The organism is Blastococcus sp. SYSU DS0541, assembly GCF_054050875.1.
Genome location: NZ_JBJHAD010000008.1, coordinates 162,448 through 182,854 on the forward strand (window position 1 = coordinate 162,448; position 20,407 = coordinate 182,854).

The 20,407-nt window shown below is 74.1% G+C and carries 19 protein-coding genes and 1 pseudogene; 12 read left to right on the forward strand and 8 right to left on the reverse strand.

What is annotated here, in order from left to right; translation table 11 throughout:
- Positions 1-4 precede the first annotated feature (4 nt).
- The 5 genes and pseudogenes from ACI794_RS11365 to ACI794_RS11385 all read left to right on the forward strand — a co-directional run bounded on the left by ACI794_RS11365 (position 5) and on the right by ACI794_RS11385 (position 5,756).
- The gene (locus tag ACI794_RS11365; protein WP_456603585.1) at positions 5-1,141 is read left to right on the forward strand and encodes an acyl-CoA dehydrogenase family protein; all 1,137 of its coding nucleotides are present in this window, start codon (positions 5-7) and stop codon (positions 1,139-1,141) included.
- Positions 1,138-2,217: an acyl-CoA dehydrogenase family protein gene (locus ACI794_RS11370; RefSeq protein WP_456616394.1), complete on the forward strand. Its 1,080-nt coding sequence runs from the start codon at positions 1,138-1,140 to the stop codon at positions 2,215-2,217. Before ACI794_RS11365 ends, ACI794_RS11370 begins: the two co-directional genes overlap by 4 nt.
- Positions 2,214-3,659 (forward strand): annotated as a pseudogene (locus ACI794_RS11375) (UGSC family (seleno)protein). Before ACI794_RS11370 ends, ACI794_RS11375 begins: the two are co-directional and overlap by 4 nt.
- On the forward strand, positions 3,656-4,684 hold the full coding sequence (locus ACI794_RS11380) for a hypothetical protein (protein ID WP_456616395.1): 1,029 nt from the start codon (positions 3,656-3,658) through the stop codon (positions 4,682-4,684). The pseudogene ACI794_RS11375 and the gene ACI794_RS11380 overlap by 4 nt, the downstream one beginning before the upstream one ends.
- 19 nt (positions 4,685-4,703) lie before the next feature.
- The gene (locus ACI794_RS11385; RefSeq protein WP_456603588.1) at positions 4,704-5,756 is read left to right on the forward strand and encodes a hypothetical protein; all 1,053 of its coding nucleotides are present in this window, start codon (positions 4,704-4,706) and stop codon (positions 5,754-5,756) included.
- A gap of 10 nt (positions 5,757-5,766) precedes the next feature.
- Here ACI794_RS11385 and ACI794_RS11390 read toward each other — a convergent pair whose 3' ends face one another.
- The 3 genes from ACI794_RS11390 to ACI794_RS11400 form a co-directional block, all read right to left on the reverse strand.
- Entirely contained in the window at positions 5,767-6,387 is a 621-nt protein-coding gene (locus tag ACI794_RS11390) for a hypothetical protein (protein WP_456603589.1), read from the reverse strand.
- 109 nt (positions 6,388-6,496) lie between these two features.
- Positions 6,497-8,002 carry a DUF222 domain-containing protein gene (locus tag ACI794_RS11395; RefSeq protein ID WP_456616396.1) on the reverse strand — a complete coding sequence of 502 codons (1,506 nt, stop codon included), beginning with the start codon at positions 8,000-8,002 and terminating at the stop codon, positions 6,497-6,499.
- Between the two features lie 212 nt (positions 8,003-8,214).
- On the reverse strand, positions 8,215-9,117 hold the full coding sequence (locus ACI794_RS11400; RefSeq protein ID WP_456603591.1) for an alpha/beta hydrolase: 903 nt from the start codon (positions 9,115-9,117) through the stop codon (positions 8,215-8,217).
- Positions 9,118-9,281: 164 nt separating this feature from the next.
- On the opposite strand from ACI794_RS11400, the gene ACI794_RS11405 reads away from it, so the two are divergent.
- Positions 9,282-10,220: a helix-turn-helix domain-containing protein gene (locus ACI794_RS11405; RefSeq protein WP_456616397.1), complete on the forward strand. Its 939-nt coding sequence runs from the start codon at positions 9,282-9,284 to the stop codon at positions 10,218-10,220.
- A gap of 12 nt (positions 10,221-10,232) precedes the next feature.
- Here the strand turns inward: ACI794_RS11405 and ACI794_RS11410 are convergent, their stop codons facing one another.
- Entirely contained in the window at positions 10,233-10,778 is a 546-nt protein-coding gene (locus ACI794_RS11410; RefSeq protein ID WP_456616398.1) for a hypothetical protein, read from the reverse strand.
- A gap of 371 nt (positions 10,779-11,149) precedes the next feature.
- Positions 11,150-11,686, reverse strand: coding sequence for a DUF6318 family protein (locus ACI794_RS11415; protein ID WP_456616406.1), 537 nt, complete (start codon positions 11,684-11,686; stop codon positions 11,150-11,152).
- A gap of 189 nt (positions 11,687-11,875) precedes the next feature.
- Between ACI794_RS11415 and ACI794_RS11420 the strand changes: the two genes are divergently transcribed.
- Genes ACI794_RS11420 through ACI794_RS11430 form a run of 3 tightly spaced genes read left to right on the forward strand, consistent with a single transcriptional unit; the run spans position 11,876 to position 15,651 of the window.
- Entirely contained in the window at positions 11,876-13,408 is a 1,533-nt protein-coding gene (locus ACI794_RS11420) for a class I adenylate-forming enzyme family protein (protein WP_456616399.1), read from the forward strand.
- Between the two features lie 45 nt (positions 13,409-13,453).
- The gene (locus tag ACI794_RS11425; RefSeq protein ID WP_456603595.1) at positions 13,454-14,503 is read left to right on the forward strand and encodes an LLM class F420-dependent oxidoreductase; all 1,050 of its coding nucleotides are present in this window, start codon (positions 13,454-13,456) and stop codon (positions 14,501-14,503) included.
- Positions 14,500-15,651 carry an acyl-CoA dehydrogenase family protein gene (locus ACI794_RS11430; RefSeq protein WP_456616400.1) on the forward strand — a complete coding sequence of 384 codons (1,152 nt, stop codon included), beginning with the start codon at positions 14,500-14,502 and terminating at the stop codon, positions 15,649-15,651. Before ACI794_RS11425 ends, ACI794_RS11430 begins: the two co-directional genes overlap by 4 nt.
- On the opposite strand, the gene ACI794_RS11435 is transcribed toward ACI794_RS11430, so the two are convergent.
- The 3 genes from ACI794_RS11435 to ACI794_RS11445 form a co-directional block, all read right to left on the reverse strand.
- Positions 15,648-16,073: a hypothetical protein gene (locus ACI794_RS11435; RefSeq protein ID WP_456616401.1), complete on the reverse strand. Its 426-nt coding sequence runs from the start codon at positions 16,071-16,073 to the stop codon at positions 15,648-15,650. The genes ACI794_RS11430 and ACI794_RS11435 overlap by 4 nt on opposite strands.
- 50 nt (positions 16,074-16,123) lie before the next feature.
- Positions 16,124-17,158 (reverse strand): glutathione S-transferase family protein, encoded by a 1,035-nt coding sequence (locus tag ACI794_RS11440; protein ID WP_456616402.1) that lies wholly within the window; start codon positions 17,156-17,158, stop codon positions 16,124-16,126.
- Between the two features lie 90 nt (positions 17,159-17,248).
- Entirely contained in the window at positions 17,249-17,668 is a 420-nt protein-coding gene (locus tag ACI794_RS11445) for a DUF1810 domain-containing protein (protein WP_456616403.1), read from the reverse strand.
- Between the two features lie 54 nt (positions 17,669-17,722).
- Here ACI794_RS11445 and ACI794_RS11450 point away from each other — a divergent pair, with 54 nt between their 5' ends.
- From ACI794_RS11450 to ACI794_RS11460, 3 genes are all read left to right on the forward strand, one after another.
- The gene (locus tag ACI794_RS11450) at positions 17,723-18,313 is read left to right on the forward strand and encodes a TIGR03086 family metal-binding protein (RefSeq protein ID WP_456616404.1); all 591 of its coding nucleotides are present in this window, start codon (positions 17,723-17,725) and stop codon (positions 18,311-18,313) included.
- 108 nt (positions 18,314-18,421) lie between these two features.
- Positions 18,422-18,724 carry a hypothetical protein gene (locus ACI794_RS11455; protein WP_456579887.1) on the forward strand — a complete coding sequence of 101 codons (303 nt, stop codon included), beginning with the start codon at positions 18,422-18,424 and terminating at the stop codon, positions 18,722-18,724.
- A 120-nt stretch (positions 18,725-18,844) separates the two neighbouring features.
- On the forward strand, positions 18,845-20,278 hold the full coding sequence (locus ACI794_RS11460; protein WP_456616405.1) for a DUF4407 domain-containing protein: 1,434 nt from the start codon (positions 18,845-18,847) through the stop codon (positions 20,276-20,278).
- Positions 20,279-20,407: the final 129 nt, after the last annotated feature.

The following is a 20,407-nucleotide window of genomic DNA, read 5'->3' on the forward strand; positions in this document are numbered from 1 at the left end:
GGCCATGCAGTTCGGCGCCACCACCCTCACCCCCGCCGAGGAGTCGCTGCGCGCCGAGGTGCGCGACTTCCTGGCCGCGGAGCTCCCCGAGGACCACCGGCCGGCGCTCGGCTTCGCCGGCCGCTACGACCCGGACTTCTCCCGGAAGCTCGCCGCCCGCGGGTGGGTGGGCATGGCGATCCCGCCCGAGTACGGCGGGCACGGCCGCAGCGCGGTGGAGCGCTTCGTCGTCGCCGAGGAGCTCCTGGCCGCCGGCGCCCCGATCGGTGCGCACTTCGTGGCCGACCGCCAGACCGGCCCGGCGCTGCTGCACTTCGGCACCGAGGAGCAGCGCCGCCGCTTCCTGCCGGGCATCGCGGCGGGAGAGATCTACTTCTCGCTCGGGATGAGCGAGCCCGATTCCGGCTCCGACCTCGCCTCGGTGCGCACCCGGGCGACCAGGGTCGACGGCGGCTGGACCGTGACCGGCACCAAGGTTTGGACCAGCGAGGCGCACCGCAACCACTTCTTCGCCGTGCTGTGCCGCACCTCCCCGATGGAGGAGGGCCGGAAGCACGCCGGGCTGTCGCAGCTCATCGTCGACCTGCACGCTGACGGCGTGCGGGTCTCGCCGATCCCGTACCTCGACGGATCGCACCACTTCAACGAGGTCGCCCTCGAGGACGTCTTCGTTCCCGACGACATGGTCCTCGGCGAGATCGGCTCGGGCTGGCAGCAGGTCACCAGCGAGCTGGCCTACGAGCGCAGCGGGCCCGACCGGTGGCTCTCGACGTTCCCGGTGCTGCGGGAGTTCGTGCGGGAGGGGGCCGGCAAAGCGGTCGCCGACGACGAGGCGACGGTCATCGGGCGGCTGGCCGCCCGGGCCTGGGCGATCCGGGCGCTGTCGCTGTCGGTGGCTCGCGCCCTGGACGCCGGGGCGGTGCCGGTCATCGAGGCGGCGCTGGTCAAGGAGGTCGGCACGCGGTTCGAGCAGGACCTGGTGGAGGCGCTGCGGGTCGCCGCCGAGACCGAGGTCGACCAGAGCACGGGCACGCTCTTCCAGCGGCTGCTGGCCGAGGCAGTGCTCACCTCGCCGTCCTACACGCTGCGCGGCGGCACCACCGAGATCCTGCGGTCCGTGGCCGCGAAGGGGCTGGCATGAGCGAGCACAGCACGATGCTGACCGAGGTGGCTGCGGGGCTGATGCGCGATCTCTGCACCCCGGAGGACGTCGTCGCGGCGGAGGCGACCGGGTGGAGCGACCGGCTCTGGTCGGCGCTGACCGAGGCGGGGTTCCCCTACGTGTCGGTGCCGGAGGAGGCCGGTGGCCCGGGCGGGGACGTCGCCGACGCGTGCGCGCTGCTCGCCGTGGCCGGACGGTTCGCCGCACCGGTGCCGCTGGCCGAGAGCGGGCTGCTGGCCGGCTGGGCGCTGGCCGCCGCGGGGCTGGAACTGCCGGAAGGCCCGGTGTCGGTGGCGGTGGGCCGGCCGGGTGACGCCGTCGAGCTCTCCGGCGGGCCGGGGCGGTGGCGGCTGACGGCGCGGGTGCAGCGGGTGCCCTGGGGTGGCCGGAGCACCCGGGTGGTGCTCCTGGCGTCCGTCGGCGGCCAGCGGCACGTCGTCTGCGCACCGACGGAGGCGGCGCGGGTGGAGCCGGGCCGCAACCTCGCGGCGGAGCCCCGCGACACCCTGGCCTGGGACGACGTGCCGCTCGGCGACGAGGCGGTCGCCGCGGCGCCGGCCGGTGTGGACCCCGACGCGCTGCGGCTGCGCGGGGCGCTGGGCCGGGCGGCGCTGATCTCGGGGGCGCTGGAGCGGGTGGGCGAGCTGACCGTCCGGTACACCGGTGAGCGGCAGCAGTTCGGCCGGCCGGTGGCCCGGTTCCAGGCGGTGCAGGCGCACCTCGTGACGATCGCGGAGGAGGCGGAGCTGGCCCGGCTGGCCGTCGAGGTGGCGGCGCGCAACGCGCGGCCGGAGCCCGGCTTCTTCGACGTGGCGGCGGCCGCTTCCGTGACCGGCGAAGCGGCGACCCTCGCGGCCCGCGCGGCGCACCAGGCGCACGGTGCCATCGGGATGACCAAGGAGTACGAGCTCGGCCAGCTCAGCCGGCGGTTGTGGTCGTGGCGGGACGAGTTCGGCAGCGAGCGCACGTGGGGCCGGGAGCTCGGGCGGCGGCTGGCCGACGCCGGCGCCGACGAGCTGTGGCCGACGATCTCGAGGGGGCTGGTGAGCGCATGAGCACCGACTGGGACGTCGCCGTCGTCGGCGCCGGCGTCGCCGGGCTGACCGCGGCACGGGTGGCCGCCGCGGCCGGGCTGCGGGTGGTGGCCTACGACCGGATGGCCCCGGGCGGGCAGCTGGTCAACCTGACCTCGGTGCACGACTACCCGCGGCCGGGGCAGGTCGTCGGGTCGACCGGGCTGATGTCGCGGCTGGTCGCCGAGGCGGAGGCCGCCGGTGTGGTCATGGCCTTCGACGAGGTCACCCTGGTGCGGCCCGGCACCCCGGCGCGGCTGGAGACGAGCGGGGGTGCGGCGACCGCGGGCGCCGTGGTCGTGGCGACCGGGCTGGGCGCGGGGCGGCTGGGCCTGCCCGGGGAGGAGTTGTTCGTCGGCCGCGGGATCTCCACCTGCGCCGGGTGCGACGGCCCCCTGTTCCAGGGCCGCCCGGTGGTCGTGGTGGGCGACGACGGGTGGACCGCCGAGGAGGCGCTGGAGCTGGCCGAGGTCGCGTCCGCGGTCACCGTGCTCGTGCCGGGGGAGCCGCGGTGGGACGCCGACCGCGCGCGCCGGCTGGCCGCCGCGGACGGGGTCGAGGTGCTGACCGGCGCGAGCGTGACCGCCCTGCGGGGTGAGGGCCTGCTCGCCGGCGTCGTCGTCGCCACGCCCGGTGGGGAGCGCGAGCTCGCCGCGGACGGGCTCTTCCCGTACGTGGGACGCCGGGGCCCGGGCGGGCTGGTCGAGTCGGTGCCTGCCGACGGCGCCGGGCGGTTGCTCGCCGACGGGGTGCGCACGGGAGCCGGCACGGTGGTGGTGGCGGGTGACGCGCGGTCGGGTGCGGCGCAGTCGGTGGCGGCCGCGGTCGAGGACGGGACCGCGGCGGGGGAGGCGGCGGTGGCCGCGCTCCGGGCGGCGGCCGGGCCGGGGCTGCAGATCGTCGACCCGACCTACGGCGTGCCGGCGGACGAGGCCGAGGGCGTCGTCCCGGTGGGCGGCGGCGCGGACTGGACCGAGGTGGCGCTGTTCTCCAACTCCAAGCCGAACGCCACCGAGCTGCTCCGCGGGGTGGGTGGCCGGCTGCAGGAGCACTGGCGGCTGCCCGAGCTCGGGTTCGCCAGCAAGCCCAACGCCTCCGCGGCGGCCGACAAGGACCTCATCGACTGGCTGTCGCAGCGCTACAAGATGGTGCTGGTGGCGGTCGGTGACTAGGGCTCGTGCTCGTCGTGGAGTCTCCACGACTCGGTGGAACTGGAGAAGCGTGGCGTCGTGGCACCGCTGCTGGTGACCTCGACGTTCCTGCCGCTGGTCGAGGCGCAGGCCAAGGCCCGGCGCGTGACGCCGCGGGTGATCGTGGTGCCGCACCCCGTCGGCGGGCTCAACGAGCAGGAGCTCGCGGAGCGGATCGAGGCCGCGGCCGGTGCGCTGCTGCCGCTGGCCGACGAGGCTCGGGGGAGCGCATGACCGAGGTGATCGAGCTCCCCGGGGTGACCGAGGAGAGCTGGCACGAGGTCGCGTGGGAACGCGGCTGGGGGGATGGGCTGCCGACGGTGCCGCCGACCCCGCAGCGGGTCGCGGCGGCGCTGGAGGCGCTGGAAGGCATCGACCTGGAGCTCGGGCCGGTGCCGCCGTCGGGGCTCGTGCCGACGCGGGAGAGCTTCGCGGCGAACGCGGTGATGGCCGGCTGCCGGCCGGCCGACCTGCCGGTGGTGCTCGCCGCCGTCCGCGCGCTGCTCGCGCCGGAGTACAACCTGCACGGCGTGCTGGCCACGACCCACCCGTGCGCGCCGCTGGTGATCGTGAACGGTCCGGTGCGGACGCTTCTGGGGGTCAACGGCGGCACAAACTGCTTCGGCCAGGGCGCCCGGGCCAATGCGGTGATCGGCCGGGCGGTGCAGCTGGTGACGACGCACGTCGGCGGGGCGCGACCCGGCTCGATGGACCGGTCGACGCAGGGCGGGCCGGCGAAGTACACGTGGTGCTTCGGCGAGAACGAGGAGGAGAGCCCGTTCGAGCCGTTCTCGGTGCGCCGCGGGTTCGCGCCGGGGGAGTCGACGGTGACAGTGGCGGCGTGCGAGGGGCCGCACAACATCAACGACCACGGCAGCACGACCGGTGAGGGCCTGCTGATGACGATCGCCGGCACGATGGCGCAGACGGGGTCGAACAACCTCTACGTGAAGGGGCCGCACTTCCTGGTGCTGGGCCCGGAGCACGCGGCGACCCTGCACCGCGACGGGTGGACGGCGGAGTCGGTGCGCGAGCGGTTGTGGGAGCAGGCGCGGGTGCCGGTGTCCAAGGTGTCGGAGGAGAACCAGCGGCAGTTCGAGGACTGGGGCGTGGAGCCCGAGGGGGACTTCTACCCGGTCAGCACCGGCCCGGAGATGCTGCACATCCTGGTCGCGGGCGGTGCGGGCAAGCACTCGGCGTGGATCCCCTCGTTCGGCGCGACGGCGGCAGTCACGCGCGCGGTGCCGGAGCGGCCGTGAGACCGGATTCCGCGGGCCCGTGGTGAACGCGGCGGACCTGCCGCTGGTCGGGGCCGATGCCGACCCCGGGGCGGTGCTGGCCGACCTGCTGGCCGCGGGGCACGGGGACGGGCTGCCGGTGGTGCCGCCGACCGCGGCTCGGCTCGGGGCGATGCTGGACGGCGTCACGGCGCCCGACGAGGAGCTCGGGCTGGTGCCGCCGCTGTTCGGCCCGCTGACCGTGGGCTCGGTGGCCTGGTACGCGGTGCTCGCGGGGTGCCGGCCCGGGGAGCTGCCGGTGGTGGTGGCCGCGTGCCGCGCGGCGCTCGAGGAGCCGTTCAACCTGCTGGGGCTGTCGACGACGACGGGGGCGCCGGCGGTCGCGGTGCTGGTGCACGGGCCGGTGGCGAGGCGGCTCGGCATGACGTCGGGTGCCGGCGGGCTGGGGACCGGGAACCGGGCGAACGCCTGCATCGGGCGGGCGGTGTCGATGGCGCTGGCGGGCATCGGGGGAGCGACGGCCGGGCTGACCGACATGGCGACGATCGGGCAGCCGGCGAAGTACACGTGCTGCACCGCCGAGGCGGCGCGCCCGCTGCCGTCGCTGGCGCAGCGCCGGGGCCTCGGGGTGGACGTCGACGCGGTGACGGTCATCGGCGTCGGGAGCGTGGTCGAGGCGCTGCCCGGGGAGGGCTATCGGGAGCCGCCGTCCGTGCTGGGGCCGGCCGCGGCGGCGATGGCCGGGGTCGCGCTGGCGTCGGGCGACCCGCGGCGTGCCGCGCTGGGGGAGCAGTTCCTGCTGCTGCCGCCGGAGCCGGCCGAGCTGCTGGCGGTGCACGGGTGGGGGTACGCGCGGATCGCGCAGTTCCTCTTCGAGCAGGCCAGCGCGCTGTTGCAGGGCTCGGCACCGGTGCTCGCCTTCCACGCGGGGCTGGCGCGGTACTCGGCCGGGGACCTGCGCGTGGCGGCCTCGCCGTCCGATGTGCACGTCGTCGTCACCGGGGGTGCCGGGGTGAAGATGCTGCTCCTGCCGACGTGGCCGGGCGGCTCCCGGTCGGTGACGGCGCCGGTGCGTGCCCTGGTGCGGCGCTGACCGTCGCCGATCAGACCGTCTCGGGCACCCGCAGCTCGGCCACGACGAGGTCGAAGGTGGCGACCTCGACGACCTGCGCGCCGGTCCGGCGGCTGAACGCCTGGCGCAGTTCGGTGGCGTGCTCGATCGCCGCCTGCATGGCGTCGCGCGAGTCGTAGGTGACGGCGGTGACGGCGCGGCCGGTCTCGGGCTGGACCAGCACGCTCACCGAGCAGAAACCGGGGATGTCCTCCAGGCGCGGCACCATGCTCATGCCGAAGGCCTCGGTCATCCCGTCGAGCCGCTCGGGCCTGCCCTCGGTCCAGGTGACGCGGGCGCAGGCGCTCTCGGGCGCGGGGTGCATGCGGTGCAGGACGCCGATCGTCCACTCGTCGATCACGGCCGGGCCGCCGAGGATGTCGCTGGCCCGGGCCCGCATGGCCTTCACCTGCGGGGCGCTCTGGCGGAGAGCGGTGGTGTCCTCCCAGGCGCTGGTGACGATGCAGCGGCCGGAGTGCCGGTCGGCGAGCATCGACAGGCCGATGAAGCCGTCCATGCCCATGACGGCGGGGAGGACGCGGGTGCGGATGTAGACGATGCCCCGCTCGACCTGGGCGGGGTTGCCGGCGATGGTGGTGGAACGCGCGTACATGCGACGGCTCCTCTGGTGAGCGGGCGGCGTCGAAGGGCGATGCGGCGGTGTCCACTGTCCTCGCACGAGCACGCCTTGGGAACGGATCCGGACGCGTGGGTCCCGTCGGTCAGTGGCGCTGAGGGTCGGGTGGTGCTTGCTCGTCGAGCCAGGGTGGGTCGGGTTCGGGGTCGTGGCTCCAGCCGGATGGGCGGGTGCTGCGGGAGACGCCGCTGGGTGTGCGGACGGTGAGGCGACCGTCCCTGTGCAGGTGGAAGCGCCAGCCGCGGGCGAAGGTCTTGATGCGGTGATGGCGGCGGCACAGGCAGCAGAGGTTCCAGCAGTCGGTGGGGCCGCCGTCGGCGTGGGGGGTGCCGTGGTCGATGTCGCAGCGTCCGGCGCGTCGTCGGCAGCCGGGCATGCGGCAGTGCCGGTCGCGGACGTGCAGGAACCGGCGTTGCGCGGCGGTCGGTGCGTAGGCGGTGGTCGGTGCCGGCGGCCCCAGCCCTGAGCCGGGTTCTCGGTCACCGCGCGAGGGGGTCCTGGCGGTTCTTCCGCGGCGGGTGGGGCGGCGGTGCCCGGCGGCGCGGCGGAGCTGGCTGCGGGTGGCGACGGCGACGAGCCGCCCGTCGGCCGGGTTCCCGATGGCCACCTGAACGCACCCGCCAGCCGGTGCAGCACCGACGCCGAGCATGTCCAGTTCGTGCAGGATCTCCCGGCATTGCGCGGCGGTGACGACCTCGCCGGCGACCTCTGCGGCCGGCTGGCTGCTGTTGTTGCGGTCGGGGTCGTGCAGCGAGGGCAGCGGTGCGTGGATGGTCAGGACGGCGGTGACCGGAGGCCGGGTGTCGTCCCAGGGGCGCAGGATCAGGTCGGCGGCGACGGCGGCGCGGAGCACGCCGATGGGGCGGGAGTCGCCGTCGGCGCGCAGCAGGCGGGCGTACTGGTCGATCGCGTCGGCGCAGGCGGCGGCGAGGTGGACCGGGAGGTCGGCGACGAGCTGGCTCATCCCGTCGCCGGTGCGGCGGGTGGTGACGTCGGCCCGCTTGGCCGCTTCCTTGCGGCGCTGGTCCAGGGCGTCGGCGTCCAGGCGGGCCAGCGTCCGGCGCACGCGGGCGCGCAGTTGGGCGACGGTGAGCCGGCCGGCGTCGGGCAGGACGCGGCGTTCCACCTCGGCGATGACGTCCGGCGTGGCCGTGGACAGGAGGTCGACCAGGGCGCGCATCTTGCGCACGTCGATGCGGCCGGCGTAGAGGGCGTCCCAGGTGCCCGTCAGCAGGGTGGTGAGCAGGATCGATTCGACGGCGAGGGCTTCGGCCTCGACCTCGGAGCAGTTGCGGATCTGCGCGAGCTCGGACACGAAGGTCTCGCTGACCTGGGCCAGCACCTCGGATCGGCGGAGCCGGCTGTCCAGCCCCGGACCGCCCAGCGGGCCGAAGTCGCGGTCGCGGTCGATGGAGCGGCGCCGGGCGAGCGCGGCGATCGCCTCCGCGCGCTCGGCGGCGTGCCGGGCCTCGCGGGCGTCGGCGGCCCAGATGTCGGCGACGAGTTCGAGGTCGCTCAGGCCGGGGGCGTGCGTGTCGGGCACCCAGGGGATCGGGACGCCGTCTTCCGGCCCGCGGGGTGGTTCGCCCATGAACACACCTGCACCGTAGGGCCGACCACCGACAGTTTCCGCAGCTCAGCGCCTCGGCCCAAAGGGGGTGGAGAGAAGGCCGTCGTCCCACAGCACCGCAGCCGCCAGGCCTGCAGGCTGAGCACACCCCGACGGCTGACGTGTCAACGGTGTCCGCGGTCCCCGGCCCGGCGTTCTCGAGTGCCAGGTCTCCTGCCCGCGTCCGGTCGCCGTCAGCCCAGGTGGGTGCGGAACCAGTGGAGCTGGGCCGGAGCTGATACGGAGAACGAGTCGCCGACGTAGGCGTCGAAGTGCCCGACCGGCAGCACGACGAGCTCCTTGGGCTGCCTCGCGCGCTCGTAGTACTCGAGCGTCAGGTCGGCAACCGTGAGGTGGTCCTTCGCGGCGACGACCATCATCAGCGGGGTGGGAGAGATGTCGGCGATGTAGGCGCCCGGCTCGTACTCGACGAACATCTCGACCGACCGCAGGGTGACCTCGTTCCGCCAGGACGGCGCTCGCTCCTGGACCGGGCCGAAGAAGAAGTCGTGGGTGTCCTCGGTGGGGAGGGCGGCCATCTCGGCGGGGTCCTTCTCGTAGGCGACCTGGATCATCGCCGGGTCCTGACCCGCGTATCGGGCTGCCCGGTCCCCGTCGAATGCGGCGCGCAGCCCGGCGAAGGCGTCCGCACGGATCAGTCGGCGGGCGTTCTGCAGGCCGCTGACCAGCGGTACCTGCGAGACGACCGCCTTCACCCGGCGATCCAGCGCGGCGACGACGAGCACGTGCCCTCCGCTGTAGCTGGATCCCCAGACGCCGATCCGATCCGGGTCCGCCCACGGCTGGCCGCACGCCCAGGTGATCGCCGTCCGGTAGTCGCGCACCTGCTGCCAGGGGTCGATCTCGCCTCGCGGCGTGCCGTCGCTCGCGCCGAGGTTCCGGTTGTCGTACACCAGCACGCCCAGTCCGCCGGCGGCGAAGTGCTCGGCGAAGTCGTCGAGCAGGTGCTCCTTGACGGCGGAGAAGCCGTGGGCCATCACCACGAGCGGCGCCGGTCCGCCGACGCCGTCGGGGGAGTAGTGCCAGCCCCGCAGCGTCACGCCGTCCTCGGTCCGGAACTCCACGTCCTCGCGCATGTCTCCTCCTCGTGCGGCCGCCGTGGCCGCTCCCCCCGACGGTCGCCGTTCCGCCCCCGGCGGTCCCGGCGATGCGTGCAGCCGGCCGGTCGTTCCGTGCAGACCTTGCGGGCGGTGGTCCCGGCGCGGTTGCATGCGGGCACGGCGGCGGGAGGACGACGGCGATGGCTCTTCAGGCGGTGTCGTGGAGCCCGGCCGGGGTGCCGGCGGCTGACCGGGTGGATGCCTGGCGGGAGGCGATCAGCTCCAGTCACCTGCCGTGGGCCCTGCAGCCAGGCCAGTCGGACGGACCCGCGCCGACCGAGAGCCTCATCGACTACCGCGTCGGCGACCTCTCCCTGGTCGACTGCTGGTGTGGCCCGTGCGCCGGGCACCGGGGCCCCACCGAGCGAGCGCGGACGGATACGGACACCGTCGGGGTGCTCTTCGTGCGGGCCGGAGAGGAACTCGTCGAGATCGGCGACGAGCGCCTGGTCGTGCGCCCGGGCTCGGCGCTGGTGTGGCGCAGCAGCGAGGCTGTCCGGTTCGTGGTCCCGGGTCCGCTGCACAAGTGGACTCTGCTCCTGCCGGCGACCCGGGTGCCCGCGCTGGCCCGGCCGGGCGTACGGCTGATCGAGGCCAGTGGTGTCCGGCTCCTGGCCGGGCTGCTCGGCACGACGATGGAGTGGGCGAGCACCCTCGACGGCGCGATGGGCCTGCCGGTGGCCGACGCGGCCGTCGACCTCCTGACCGGCGCACTGCCGCGTGATGCAGCGCCTGCCGATCCCACAGCCGCCACCTGGGCCCGGGTGAGCGCCTACGTACGGCAGCACCTCTCCGACCCCGACCTGTCGCCTGCCCGGATGGCGGCGGCCGGGTTCGTCTCACTGCGGTCCCTGTACGCGCTCTTCGCGGCCCGGGACGACACGCCTGCGCGGTACGTGCGCCGGCTCCGGTTGGCCGCAGCGCGGCGGGAACTGGAACGGGCCGGGACGCGGATGACCGTGGCAGAGGTGGCGCACGGGTGCGGCTTCCGTGACCAGACGACCTTCGGCCGGGCGTTCCGCGCCGAGTACGACCGCAGTCCCGACGAGGTCCGACGGGCGGTCAGGTCCGGGGACTGACGTGGATTCGCGTCAGTCGTAGGGATTGGTCAGGACGGTCCGGGCCTGCAGGATGTCGAAGGTGACCGGGGGGCCGTCGGTGGTGGTGGTCCCCGGCACGTCGGCTGCGGCGCCGCCGTCGACGGTGAAGGTGGCGCCCCAGGTGACGGTGAGGTGGGCGGTGTAGGTGCCGGGGCGGTAGCTGTGCTCGATGGTGTGGTCGGGGTAAGGGGCGCCCGGCTCCGTGGTGGTGATCTGGCCGGCTGCGTCGCCGGTGTGCCAGGTGAACCGCTCGGCCGTGGCTTCGATGACGACGGTGAAGCCGCGGATGTCGACGGTGAAGGTCTGGGCGGTGGGGGAGTCGGTGTAGAAGATGACCGGCAACCCCGTCAGGCCATTCCCGGGTGGCTGGTGCCGGGTCGCGAGTTGGGGAAGCGGCAGTCGCTGGAAGTAGCCGAAGACCTCATCGGGCGACGGCGGCGGGTTCAACGCGGTGATGTCGATGCAGGCCCGCGTCCCGACGATCCAAGGACCTACTTGAGTGCCCACCGGCGCGCCACCGCTATCGAACCCGTCCACCGTCGTGGTGCCACCGTCTAGCCCAGTTATCGCGAGGCGTCGTTGTTCCATTACCAAGTCCTCGATGACTCGGCCAGGGGGCGCTGGGCACTCAAAGAAATCGCTGGGTCGGCATCCGCCATTCTCGCGATCACTAACGACGCAGGGTCGGGATAGTCGATATGTGTAGGGATGTTCCTTTAGGGCGGCATTACTCGCGAGCCACCCACCACCCGGGGTCTGCTCAACCAGGGCGGCTGTAATTGCCCCGGGAGCCGTCTCGACGTGCGGGCAGACGACTCGTCCGCACGTCACATGGTCTGCGGTTGCTGTCGTTGGGGTCAGGCAGGCTATGGCGACGCAAAATAGGACCAGGACTCGAAAGGTGTGCATCATCCGAATGTCAGGTCGCGCATGAGCCATGACTGTCGCGTGGAGTCCCACACGACCGCCACACCTCCGGTGATGCCTGAGTAGGCGGCGGAGCCGCCATGTGCAGGAGTGCCCGAGCGATCCAGGACCACAAACTCCGCCTGGTCCACGATGATCGGGAAGTCCGCAGCGCCGTCCTTCATGACTGGAGCGCCGACCTCGATGATCGTCAGTTCTCCCCCTTCGTAGTCCTGGCCGGCCGACGCAGCCTCCTCGGTGCTCGAGGCGATTCGATCGCAGTCTCGACATCCGTCGCTGAGCTGGCGCAGCGGCCCGGCGTCCATGACGGTCGAAGTCCGATTGATGAGGTCGACGTAGTAGCGGACGAAGGCTTCTGCGCCGTCCGCCGTCTGCTCGCGGGCCTCGTCCGGCATGGGCATGTCTTCCGGTCCGAGCGGTGGGAGCGCCTCCGTGGTCGGCGAGGCTTCCGTCGTCGGCAGGCTGGTGCTGGCTTCCTGCTTCTCCGAGCATCCCGTCAGCAGCACTGTGCCGGCCATCACGCAGCCGAGCGTCGTCCGGGTCAGGCCCCCACGGCTTCCACGCACAGCGGGAGACTACGCAGAGTTCGCTTGCATCCGATTCCGTAACTGTGGACAGGCCGCCGGATCGGGTGACCGCCCCCGCGCACGAGACCTGGCTCACCGGCGCAGAATCCCCAGCCGGGACCAGCCGCAGACGGGGGACGCATGAGCACGGAGCAGACGACGGGCACCAGCCCCTTCGACACGAGCGGCATCGAGGTCGGCCCCGACGGCGTCCGTCGCTACACCGGCCTGCCCCGGAACATCGTCCGCGTGCTGGCCGAGCAGGCCCGGCAGCACGCCGACCGGACCGCCATCGTCGAGCTCGACGGCGGCCGGCTCACCTACGCCCAGCTGTGGCAGCGCGCCCTCCGCGTCGCCGGCGGCCTCCGCGCCGCGGGCGTCACCACCGGCGACCGGGTCGCGGTCCAGCTGCCGAACGGCGTCGACTGGGTGCTCGCCTTCTGGGGCGCCCAGCTCGCGGGCGCCGTCGTCGTCCCGATGAACACCCGGCTGGCCCCCGCCGAGGCCGACTTCATCCTCGCCGACTGCGGCGCCCGCCAGGTGATCCGCCCCGGGGAGCCGCTGCCCGACGGCGAACCGGGAGAGGTCCCCGATCCGCAGCACACCGACGTCGCCGCGCTCTTCTACACGAGCGGCACCACCGGTCGCCCCAAGGGCGCGATGACCACCCACGAGAACTTCCTGAGCAACATCGAGTCGGTCATCCGCTGCCGCGAGCTCAGCCGCGACCCGGAGGCAGCCCACGCCACGCTGATCTCCGTCCCGCTGTTCCACGTCACCGGCTGCAACTCCCAGTTCCTCACCCAGATCGCGCTCGGTGGCAGGAGCGTGCTGATGCCGAAGTTCGACGCCACGGTCTTCTTGACGGCCATCCCCGAGCACGGGATCACGCTGCTCACCAGCGTCCCGACCATCTACGAGCTGGTGCTGCGCCACCCGGCGCTGGCGACGACGGACGTCTCCACCGTCCGCACCCTCAGCTACGGCGGCGCACCCATCGCCCCGGAGCTGGTGCACCGCCTCCGCCAGGCCTTCCCGAACGCCCGGCTCGGCAACGGGTTCGGCCTGAGCGAGACGAGCGCGCTGGCCACCTTCCTCCCGCACGAGTACGCCGAGACCCACGCCGACGCCGTCGGATTCCCCACCCCGGTGAACGAGGTGCGCCTCGACCGCCCCGACCCGGTCACCGGCGTCGGCGAGCTGCTCGTGCGCGGGCCGAACGTCGTCGCCGGCTACTGGGGCGACCCGGAGCGGACCGCGGAGACGTTCGTCGACGGCTGGCTGCACACCGGCGACCTCGCGACCCTCACCGACGGCGTCGTCCGGATCGTCGACCGCGCCAAGGACATGATCAACCGCGGCGGCGAGAACGTGTACAGCGTCGAGGTGGAGAACGCCCTCGCCGAGCACCCCGACGTCCTCGAGGTCGCCGTCGTCGGGGTCCCCGACCCGGTGATGGGGGAGAAGGTCGGTGCCGTCGTCCTGCCGAAGCCGGGCACGGACGCCGGCGAGCTGGTCGCGGGCCTGGCCGCCTTCGCCCGTGAGCGGCTGGCCGACTTCAAGCGCCCGCAGTTCGTCCGCGTCATCGACGGCCCGCTGCCGCGCAACGCCGGCGGCAAGGTGCTGAAGGCCCCGCTGCGCGAGGCGGAGGGCTGGGTGGCCGTCCCCCGGTAGCGCTACGTTGCGGGAGGCCCGACCTCTCGGCGACAGGAGCACCCCGTGCGCATCGGCATGCCCATCTCCTACGACGGCGGCTACGACCGCACCACGGCTGTCATCGCCGACTTCGAGAAGGCCGGCCTCGACACCGTCTACGTCGCCGAGGCCTACTCCTTCGACGCCGTGAGCCACCTCGGCTACCTGGCCGCGCGGACGACGACGGTGGAGATCGCCTCGGGCATCCTCAACATCTACTCCCGGACGCCGACGCTGCTGGCCATGACCGCCGCCGGCCTGGACTTCCTCTCCGGTGGCCGCTTCACCCTCGGCATCGGCGCCTCCGGGCCGCAGGTGGTCGAGGGCTTCCACGGCGTGCCCTACACCGCGCCGCTGGCCACCACCCGCGAGGTCGTGGAGGTCTGCCGCGCGGTGTGGCGCCGGGAGAAGGTCGACCACCACGGGGCGCACGTCGACATCCCGCTGACCCGCGAACGCGGTGGCAGCGGTCTCGGGAAGCCGCTGAAGCTGATCAACCAGCCGGTGCGGGAGCGCATCCCGATGCTGCTGGCCGCCATCGGGCCGAAGAACGTCGCGATGGCCGCCGAGCTGTTCGAGGGGTGGCAGCCGGCGTTCTTCCTCCCCGAGGGCAGCGCGGCGGCGTTCGGCGACGCCCTCGCGGAGGGGACGGCGCGGCGGGACCCGGAGCTCGGGCCGCTCCAGGTCGTCGCCGACAGCCAGCTGCTGATCAGCGAGGACGCCGACGAGCAGGCGGCGGCGCTGGACCGGGTCCGCGCGAAGCTCGCGCTCTACGTCGGCGGGATGGGCGCCCGCGGCAAGAACTTCTACAACGAGCTGGCGGGGCGCTACGGCTTCGCCGACCAGGCGGCGACGGTGCAGGACCTCTACCTCGACGGGCGCAAGGACGAGGCCGCCGCGGCGCTGCCCGAGGAGTTCGTACGCGGCGTCGCGCTGGTCGGGCCCCGCGGGCACGTCGCCGAGCGGCTCGCCGCCTTCCGCGAAGCCGGGGTGACGACGCTGAACGTCACGCCCCTGGCCGCGGAACACGGCGAGCGGCTGCGCGCGATCGAGACGCTGAAGGCGCTCGCGTGACGCCGCTCGCCGCCCACGAGCAGGAGTTCGTCGCGCTCACCGCCGAGTTCGTCGACCGGCGGGTGCGCCCGCGGGTGGCCGAGTTCGAGGCGGAGGACCGCTACCCCGAGGCCTTCATCGAGGAGATGAAGGCGCTCGGCCTGTTCGGCCTGCTCGTGCCCGAGGAGCACGGCGGCAGCGCGGTGAGCACCGCCTGCTTCGCCCGCGTCACCGAGGAGCTGGCGCGGGGCTGGATGAGCCTGGCCGGCGCGATCGGCGGCCACTCGGTCATCTCCCACCTGCTGGCGACCGTCGGCACGGACGAGCAGCGGGCCCGCTACCTGCCCCGCATGGCCACCGGCGAGGTGCGGGCCACCATGGCGCTCACCGAGCCCGGCGGCGGCAGCGACCTGCAGGCGATGCGCACGCACGCCGTCCGCACGGACGACGGCTGGGCCGTCACCGGCAGCAAGACCTGGATCTCCAACGCCCAACACAGCGGGCTGATCGGCCTGCTCTGCCGCACCGACCGCGACGCCGTCCCGCCGCACACCGGCATGAGCGTGCTGCTGGTCGAGCCCGGCGAGGGCCTGGAGATCTCGGCCAAGATCCCCAAGCTCGGCTACCGCGGCGTCGAGGCCTGCGAGCTGAGCTTCGACGGCATGCGCGTGCCGGCCGGCGCCGTCCTCGGCGGGGAGCCCGGCCGGGGCTGGGTGCAGATGATGCGCGGCCTCGAGGTCGGCCGGGTCCAGGTCGCCGCCCGCGCGGTCGGGGTCGCGCAGGCGGCGTTGGCCGCCGCCACCCGGTACGCCCAGGAGCGGGAGACCTTCGGCGTCCCCATCTGGAAGCACCAGTCGGTCGGCAACCTGCTCGCCGACATGGCGACCAAGGTGCAGGCCGCCCGGCTGCTCACCGCCGACGCCGCCGAGAAGCTCGACAGCGGCGCCCGCGCCGACATGGAGGCCGGCATGGCGAAGCTCTTCGCCTCCGAGGCCGCCATGCAGGTCGCGCTGGACGCCATGCGGGTGCACGGGGGCTACGGCTACTCGAAGGAGTTCGACGTCGAGCGCTACTTCCGCGACGCACCGCTGATGATCCTCGGCGAGGGCACGAACGAGATCCAGCGCACCGTCATCGCCGCCCAGTGGATCGCCCGCCACCGGATCTAGCGGCACGGCCCCTCGACGAGCGGCAGCACCCTGCCCGCGACCGCCACGTGCAGGCTCCAGGTATCCGCGACGAGGTCGTCGTCGAGCACCGACCGCAGCTCCTGGGCCCAGGCCTCGTCCTCCGCGGTGACCACCGGCTCGCCCGGCCGGCACAGCGCCAACGCCAGGTGCCCCGTGCCGCCGAGCTGGTCGTGGACGACCGAGCCGTGCACCTCCCGGAGCCCGACCAGCAGAGCGGGCTCCGGGAGGGCCGGCAGGTCGTCCACGGGGACGACGACCGGTAGCTGGCGGCCGTCGACGTCGAACCAGGTCAGCCAGAGGCTGCGGGCTCCGAACCCGTCGGGGCCGAGCAGGGTGGACCAGCGGTCGGTGAGCTCGGCGGCGGAGCGGACACGGGCATCGGCGAGCGGAGAGGTCGTCATGCCCGTCACCGTGGCAGGTCGCGGGGACCGGCGACGGCGTTGTCCACAGGTCAGCGGTGGCCGAGGCCCCCGGGACCGTGGTCGGCGGGCACCCGCTCGTCGACCGGCGGGGGGCCGGGCGGCGTGCCGTCGCCCCACGGGCGGTCGCTGAGCTGGTCGCGGTTGTGCGGGATCAGCCAGCCGGACGTGTCGGGACCCTGCGGGATGATCTGCGTCGGGTTGATGTCGGCGTGGACCACGTAGTAGTGCTCCTTGATCTGGGGGAAGTCGATCGTGTCGCCGAACCCGGGCAGCTGGAACAGGTCGCGCGCGTACGCCCAGAGCACCGCCATCTCGCTGAGCTTCTGCCGGTTGCACTTGAAGTGGCCGTGGTAGACGGTGTCGAACCGCGCGAGGGTGGTGAACAGCCGGACGTCGGCCTCCGTGACCTGCCCGCCCATCAGGAAGCGGCGGTCCTCCAGCCGGTCGCTGAGCCAGTCCAGCGCGGTGAACAGCCGGTCGTAGGCCTGGTCGTAGGCGCGTTGCGAGCCGGAGAAACCGCACCGGTAGACGCCGTTGTTGACCTCCTGGTAGACCCGCTCCATCACCTCGTCCATCTCGTCCCGCAGGTGCTCGGGGTAGAGGTCCGGTGCGCCCTCCCGGTGGTGGGCGGTCCACTGGGTGGAGAAGTCGAGGGTCATCTGCGGGAAGTCGTTGGTGACGACCGCGCCGCTGGGGACGTCGACCATCGCGGGCACCGTGATGCCGCGCGAGTACTCCGGGTCGCGGGCGAGGAAGGCCTCCTGCAGCCGCTCGTAGCCGAGCACCGGGTCGCGGCCGCCGGGGTCGAGGTCGAAGGTCCAGCTGCGCTCGTCGTGGGTGGGCCCGCACAGCCCCATCGAGATGGCGTCCTCCAGGCCCAGCAGCCGGCGCACGATGACCGCCCGGTTGGCCCACGGGCACGCCCGGGCGACGACGAGGCGGTAGCGCCCCGGCTCGACCGGCCAGGGGCCGAGGCCATCGGCGGTGATGCGGTCGGAGATGTACTTGGAGTCGCGGGAGTACTCCGCCTCGACGTAACCGGATCCGCTCTGGTTCTCACTCACCGGTGGGCCGTGCCCGGTGCCGCGCCCGCTCACACGCCGGCGGCGGTTGCGTTCCGGTGACCGTCGTCGCCCTCGCCGTCCCCACCACGGTCAGAGCCGGGCCGTCGTCGCGTCGTCCTCGACCCCGCCGAAGTAGTGGTCGAGCACCTCGCGGAACACCGGCTGGTCGGGGGCGGCGTGCGCGAACAGGGTCATCGACGAGCGCAGCTTCTGGGCGTCGATCCCGCCCATCACCTCGACGGGGTCCGCGGTGTCCAGCGCGGTGAGGGCGCGGGCGCACTCGACCAGCCGCCGGCCCAGCACCGGGTGGGCGAGGTAGGCCCGCGCCTCGTCCAGGCCGGAGATCGCGAAGCGCTGCGCCATGCCGCTGCGGCCCAGCCCCTCGATCTGCGGGAAGAGGAACCACATCCAGTGGGTGCGCTTCTGGCCCGCGCGGAGCTCCGCGAGCGCCTGGTCGTAGGTCTGGGTCTGGGCGTCGACGAAGCGGCGGAGGTCGAAGGGGTCGCTCACCGGACCAGCCTGCCGCACGCGATGAGATCCCGAGACCCCGGGCGTCTGGAGTGCATGGAGACGACGACCGTGGACCTGGGGCCGACGACGACCGAGCTGGCGCGGGTGGTCGCCGGCGTGCGGGACGACCAGCTGGGCGATCCCACCCCGTGCCCCGGGATGCCGGTGGCCGGCCTGCTCGACCACCTCCTCGGCCTGGCCCTGGCGTTCTGCCTCGCCGCGGAGAAGGCCCCGTTCGACGGCGGCCCGTCGGCGGACGCGGCCCGCCTGGCCTCCGACTGGCGCACCCTGCTTCCGGCCCGGCTCGAGGGGCTGGCCGCCGCCTGGCGGCGACCGGAGGCCCGGCAGGGCGAGACCGAGGTGGCCGGCGTCCGGATGCCCGGGGCGGCCATGGCTCTGGTGGCCCTGGACGAGGTGCTCGTGCACGGCTGGGACCTCGCCGTCGCCACCGGGCAGCCCTACCGGCCGGACCCCGCCGCGGTCGAGGCGTGCCTGGAGTTCGTGGGTCCCCGCGACGACCCCGCCGCCGAGCCCGACGGCCTCTTCGGGCCGGTGGTGCCGGTGCCCGGCGACGCGCCCGTGCTGGACCGGCTGCTGGGCCGCACCGGCCGCGACCCCAGCTGGCGGGCGCCCGGCGACCGGTAGGGCCACCCGGCCCGCGCACATGTCGAAGCCGTGTCATCTCCCGCCGTCGCCGCTGCTGCCCCCACCGGACGGGAACCGGAGGAGGACAGCACCGCAGGAGGAGGAGACATGCGCAGGAGTGCACGGATGGTCGTCGGAGCCGTGCTGGCCGCGGGCCTGGGGCTCAGCGGCTGCGGCGGCGACGACGAACTCGACCGGAACGAGGAGAGCGTCCCGGCCGTGTTCGACGAGGAGGAGGTCGGCAGCCCCGACCGGGTCGACGGCGGCGAGGAGGACGCCGACGGCGTGGACCGCGGCACCGGCGGCATCGACGAGGACGACAACACCGGCTCCGACGGCGACACGGGAGAGGAGGACGCCGGCAGCGTGGACGGCGGCCCCGACACCGACGACACCAGCGACGTCGGCTGATCCGCCGACACCCCGGGCCGCGGTAGCGATATCGGTCACGGTGCCGGTGCCCCGACCGGCCTGCCGATAAGGGCGGTGGGCGGCGGTCCCTCACGATCCCCGCCGCCCGGGGGGCACTGCATGAGCGAGCGACGACGAGGACGGATCGGCGACGGACTGGCCGTCCTGGCCGGCGCCCGGCCGGACGTGCTGGCCGCCGCACCCGGGGCGCGGCCCCGGTTCGTGGCGCTGGGCGGTGTCCTGCTGAGCACGGGCGCGCTGGCCGCGGTCTCCGCGGCGTTCGCCGTCGCCATGGCGCTGGGCGTCTGGTGGCCGCTGGCGGTGCTGGTGGGGTTGGGCTGGGGCACGGTCGTGGTCAACCTCGACCGCATGCTGATGGTCGGCATGGCGCACGACCCGTCCCTCAAGCGCAACGTGGCCATGGCCGTGCCACGCGTCGGGCTGGCGCTGGTGCTCGGCGTCGTGGTGGCCACGCCGCTGACGCTGCAGGTGTTCCACAAGGAGATCGACGCCGAGATCGTGTCGATGCAGGCCGAGGCCGCCGACGCGCACCGCCTGGCGCTGGAGTCCGACAGCCGGTTCGCCGGCCTGCCGGAGCTGCGCGAGCGCATCGCCGCGCAGGAGGCGGTCGTCGCCAGCGGGGGAGCGGCCGACGCGGGCCTGGAGGTCGTCCGCGCCGGCGTCACCGAGAAGCAGGCCGCCTACGACGGGGCCGTGACGCTGCAGCGGGAGCTGGACGCCAAGGCGCAGTGCGAGCTGGACGGCACCTGCGGCACCGGTGACGCCGGCACCGGCGAGGCCTACCTGCAGGCCCGCGCCGCCGCCGACGCGCAGGCCGGCGTCGTCACCGCGGCGCGCGCCGAGCTGGACGCCGCCGTCGCCGCGGTGACCGCCGCGGAGGGGCGCAGCGCCGCCCTCGCCGGGTCCTCGCTGGACGGCGACCGCGCCGAGCTGGCCCGCCTGACCGCCGAGCTCGACCGGCAGCAGGCCGCCTTCGACACGGAGAACGAGGGCTCCGGCGGCATCCTGCTGCGGTTGGAGGCACTGGACCGGCTGGGCGACCGGAACATGACCCTGGCCGCCGCGCAGTTCATGCTCTCGCTGCTGTTCATGTGCGTCGAGGTGCTGCCGGTGCTCATGAAGCTGCTGCTCAACTTCAGCCCGCCGACCGCCTACGACCGGCTGGTGCAGTTGCGCGACTCCGGTGACGTCGAGCTGGAGGAGATGGCGCAGGAGTCGCGGCGCACCGTGGCCCAGGCCAAGGAGGAGCTGCTGGTGCTCGCCGAGCGCGAGCGGGTCGACCGGCAGAAGGAGGCGATCCTGGCCCGCCGCCGGGCGGCGCTGGCCGAGGTCGCCGCCCGCACCGAGGCGGCCCGGACCGAGGCGGCCCGCGCCGACGGCCCCCGCGCCGAGCAACCACCGGCCGAGGGGCCGGCGGAGCCGCGCCAGCTGTGGGACACCGGCCCGATCCGCGAGCTCGCCCGGAGCGCCGCCGTCCGCACGGTGCGCTCGGTGCGCCGCCGCCCGGTCGACCGGACGCCCACCACCGTCTGAGCCCCGCCGCCCCGGACCTCCTCCCGAGGTCCGGGGCGCCGCGCGTCCGCCGGCAGTCCGCCCTGGACGCCCCCCCTGTGGGGGGGCGGGGGCAGGGCCGTGGGGGGGTTTTTGGGGTGCGGCGGGCGG

What these genes read in the sequence shown, in the direction of transcription:
- ACI794_RS11455 (WP_456579887.1), top strand. Translation starts at nt 18,422, where the DNA reads ATGCGCAGGAGTGCACGGATGGTCGTCGGAGCCGTGCTGGCCGCGGGC.
- ACI794_RS11370 (WP_456616394.1), top strand. Translation starts at nt 1,138, where the DNA reads ATGAGCGAGCACAGCACGATGCTGACCGAGGTGGCTGCGGGGCTGATG.
- ACI794_RS11415 (WP_456616406.1), bottom strand. Translation starts at nt 11,686, where the DNA reads ATGGCCGGCACAGTGCTGCTGACGGGATGCTCGGAGAAGCAGGAAGCC.
- ACI794_RS11450 (WP_456616404.1), top strand. Translation starts at nt 17,723, where the DNA reads ATGGAGACGACGACCGTGGACCTGGGGCCGACGACGACCGAGCTGGCG.
- ACI794_RS11380 (WP_456616395.1), top strand. Translation starts at nt 3,656, where the DNA reads ATGACCGAGGTGATCGAGCTCCCCGGGGTGACCGAGGAGAGCTGGCAC.
- ACI794_RS11435 (WP_456616401.1), bottom strand. Translation starts at nt 16,073, where the DNA reads ATGACGACCTCTCCGCTCGCCGATGCCCGTGTCCGCTCCGCCGCCGAG.
- ACI794_RS11390 (WP_456603589.1), bottom strand. Translation starts at nt 6,387, where the DNA reads ATGTACGCGCGTTCCACCACCATCGCCGGCAACCCCGCCCAGGTCGAG.
- ACI794_RS11400 (WP_456603591.1), bottom strand. Translation starts at nt 9,117, where the DNA reads ATGCGCGAGGACGTGGAGTTCCGGACCGAGGACGGCGTGACGCTGCGG.
- ACI794_RS11420 (WP_456616399.1), top strand. Translation starts at nt 11,876, where the DNA reads ATGAGCACGGAGCAGACGACGGGCACCAGCCCCTTCGACACGAGCGGC.
- ACI794_RS11365 (WP_456603585.1), top strand. Translation starts at nt 5, where the DNA reads ATGCAGTTCGGCGCCACCACCCTCACCCCCGCCGAGGAGTCGCTGCGC.
- ACI794_RS11405 (WP_456616397.1), top strand. Translation starts at nt 9,282, where the DNA reads ATGGCTCTTCAGGCGGTGTCGTGGAGCCCGGCCGGGGTGCCGGCGGCT.
- ACI794_RS11395 (WP_456616396.1), bottom strand. Translation starts at nt 8,002, where the DNA reads ATGGGCGAACCACCCCGCGGGCCGGAAGACGGCGTCCCGATCCCCTGG.
- ACI794_RS11460 (WP_456616405.1), top strand. Translation starts at nt 18,845, where the DNA reads ATGAGCGAGCGACGACGAGGACGGATCGGCGACGGACTGGCCGTCCTG.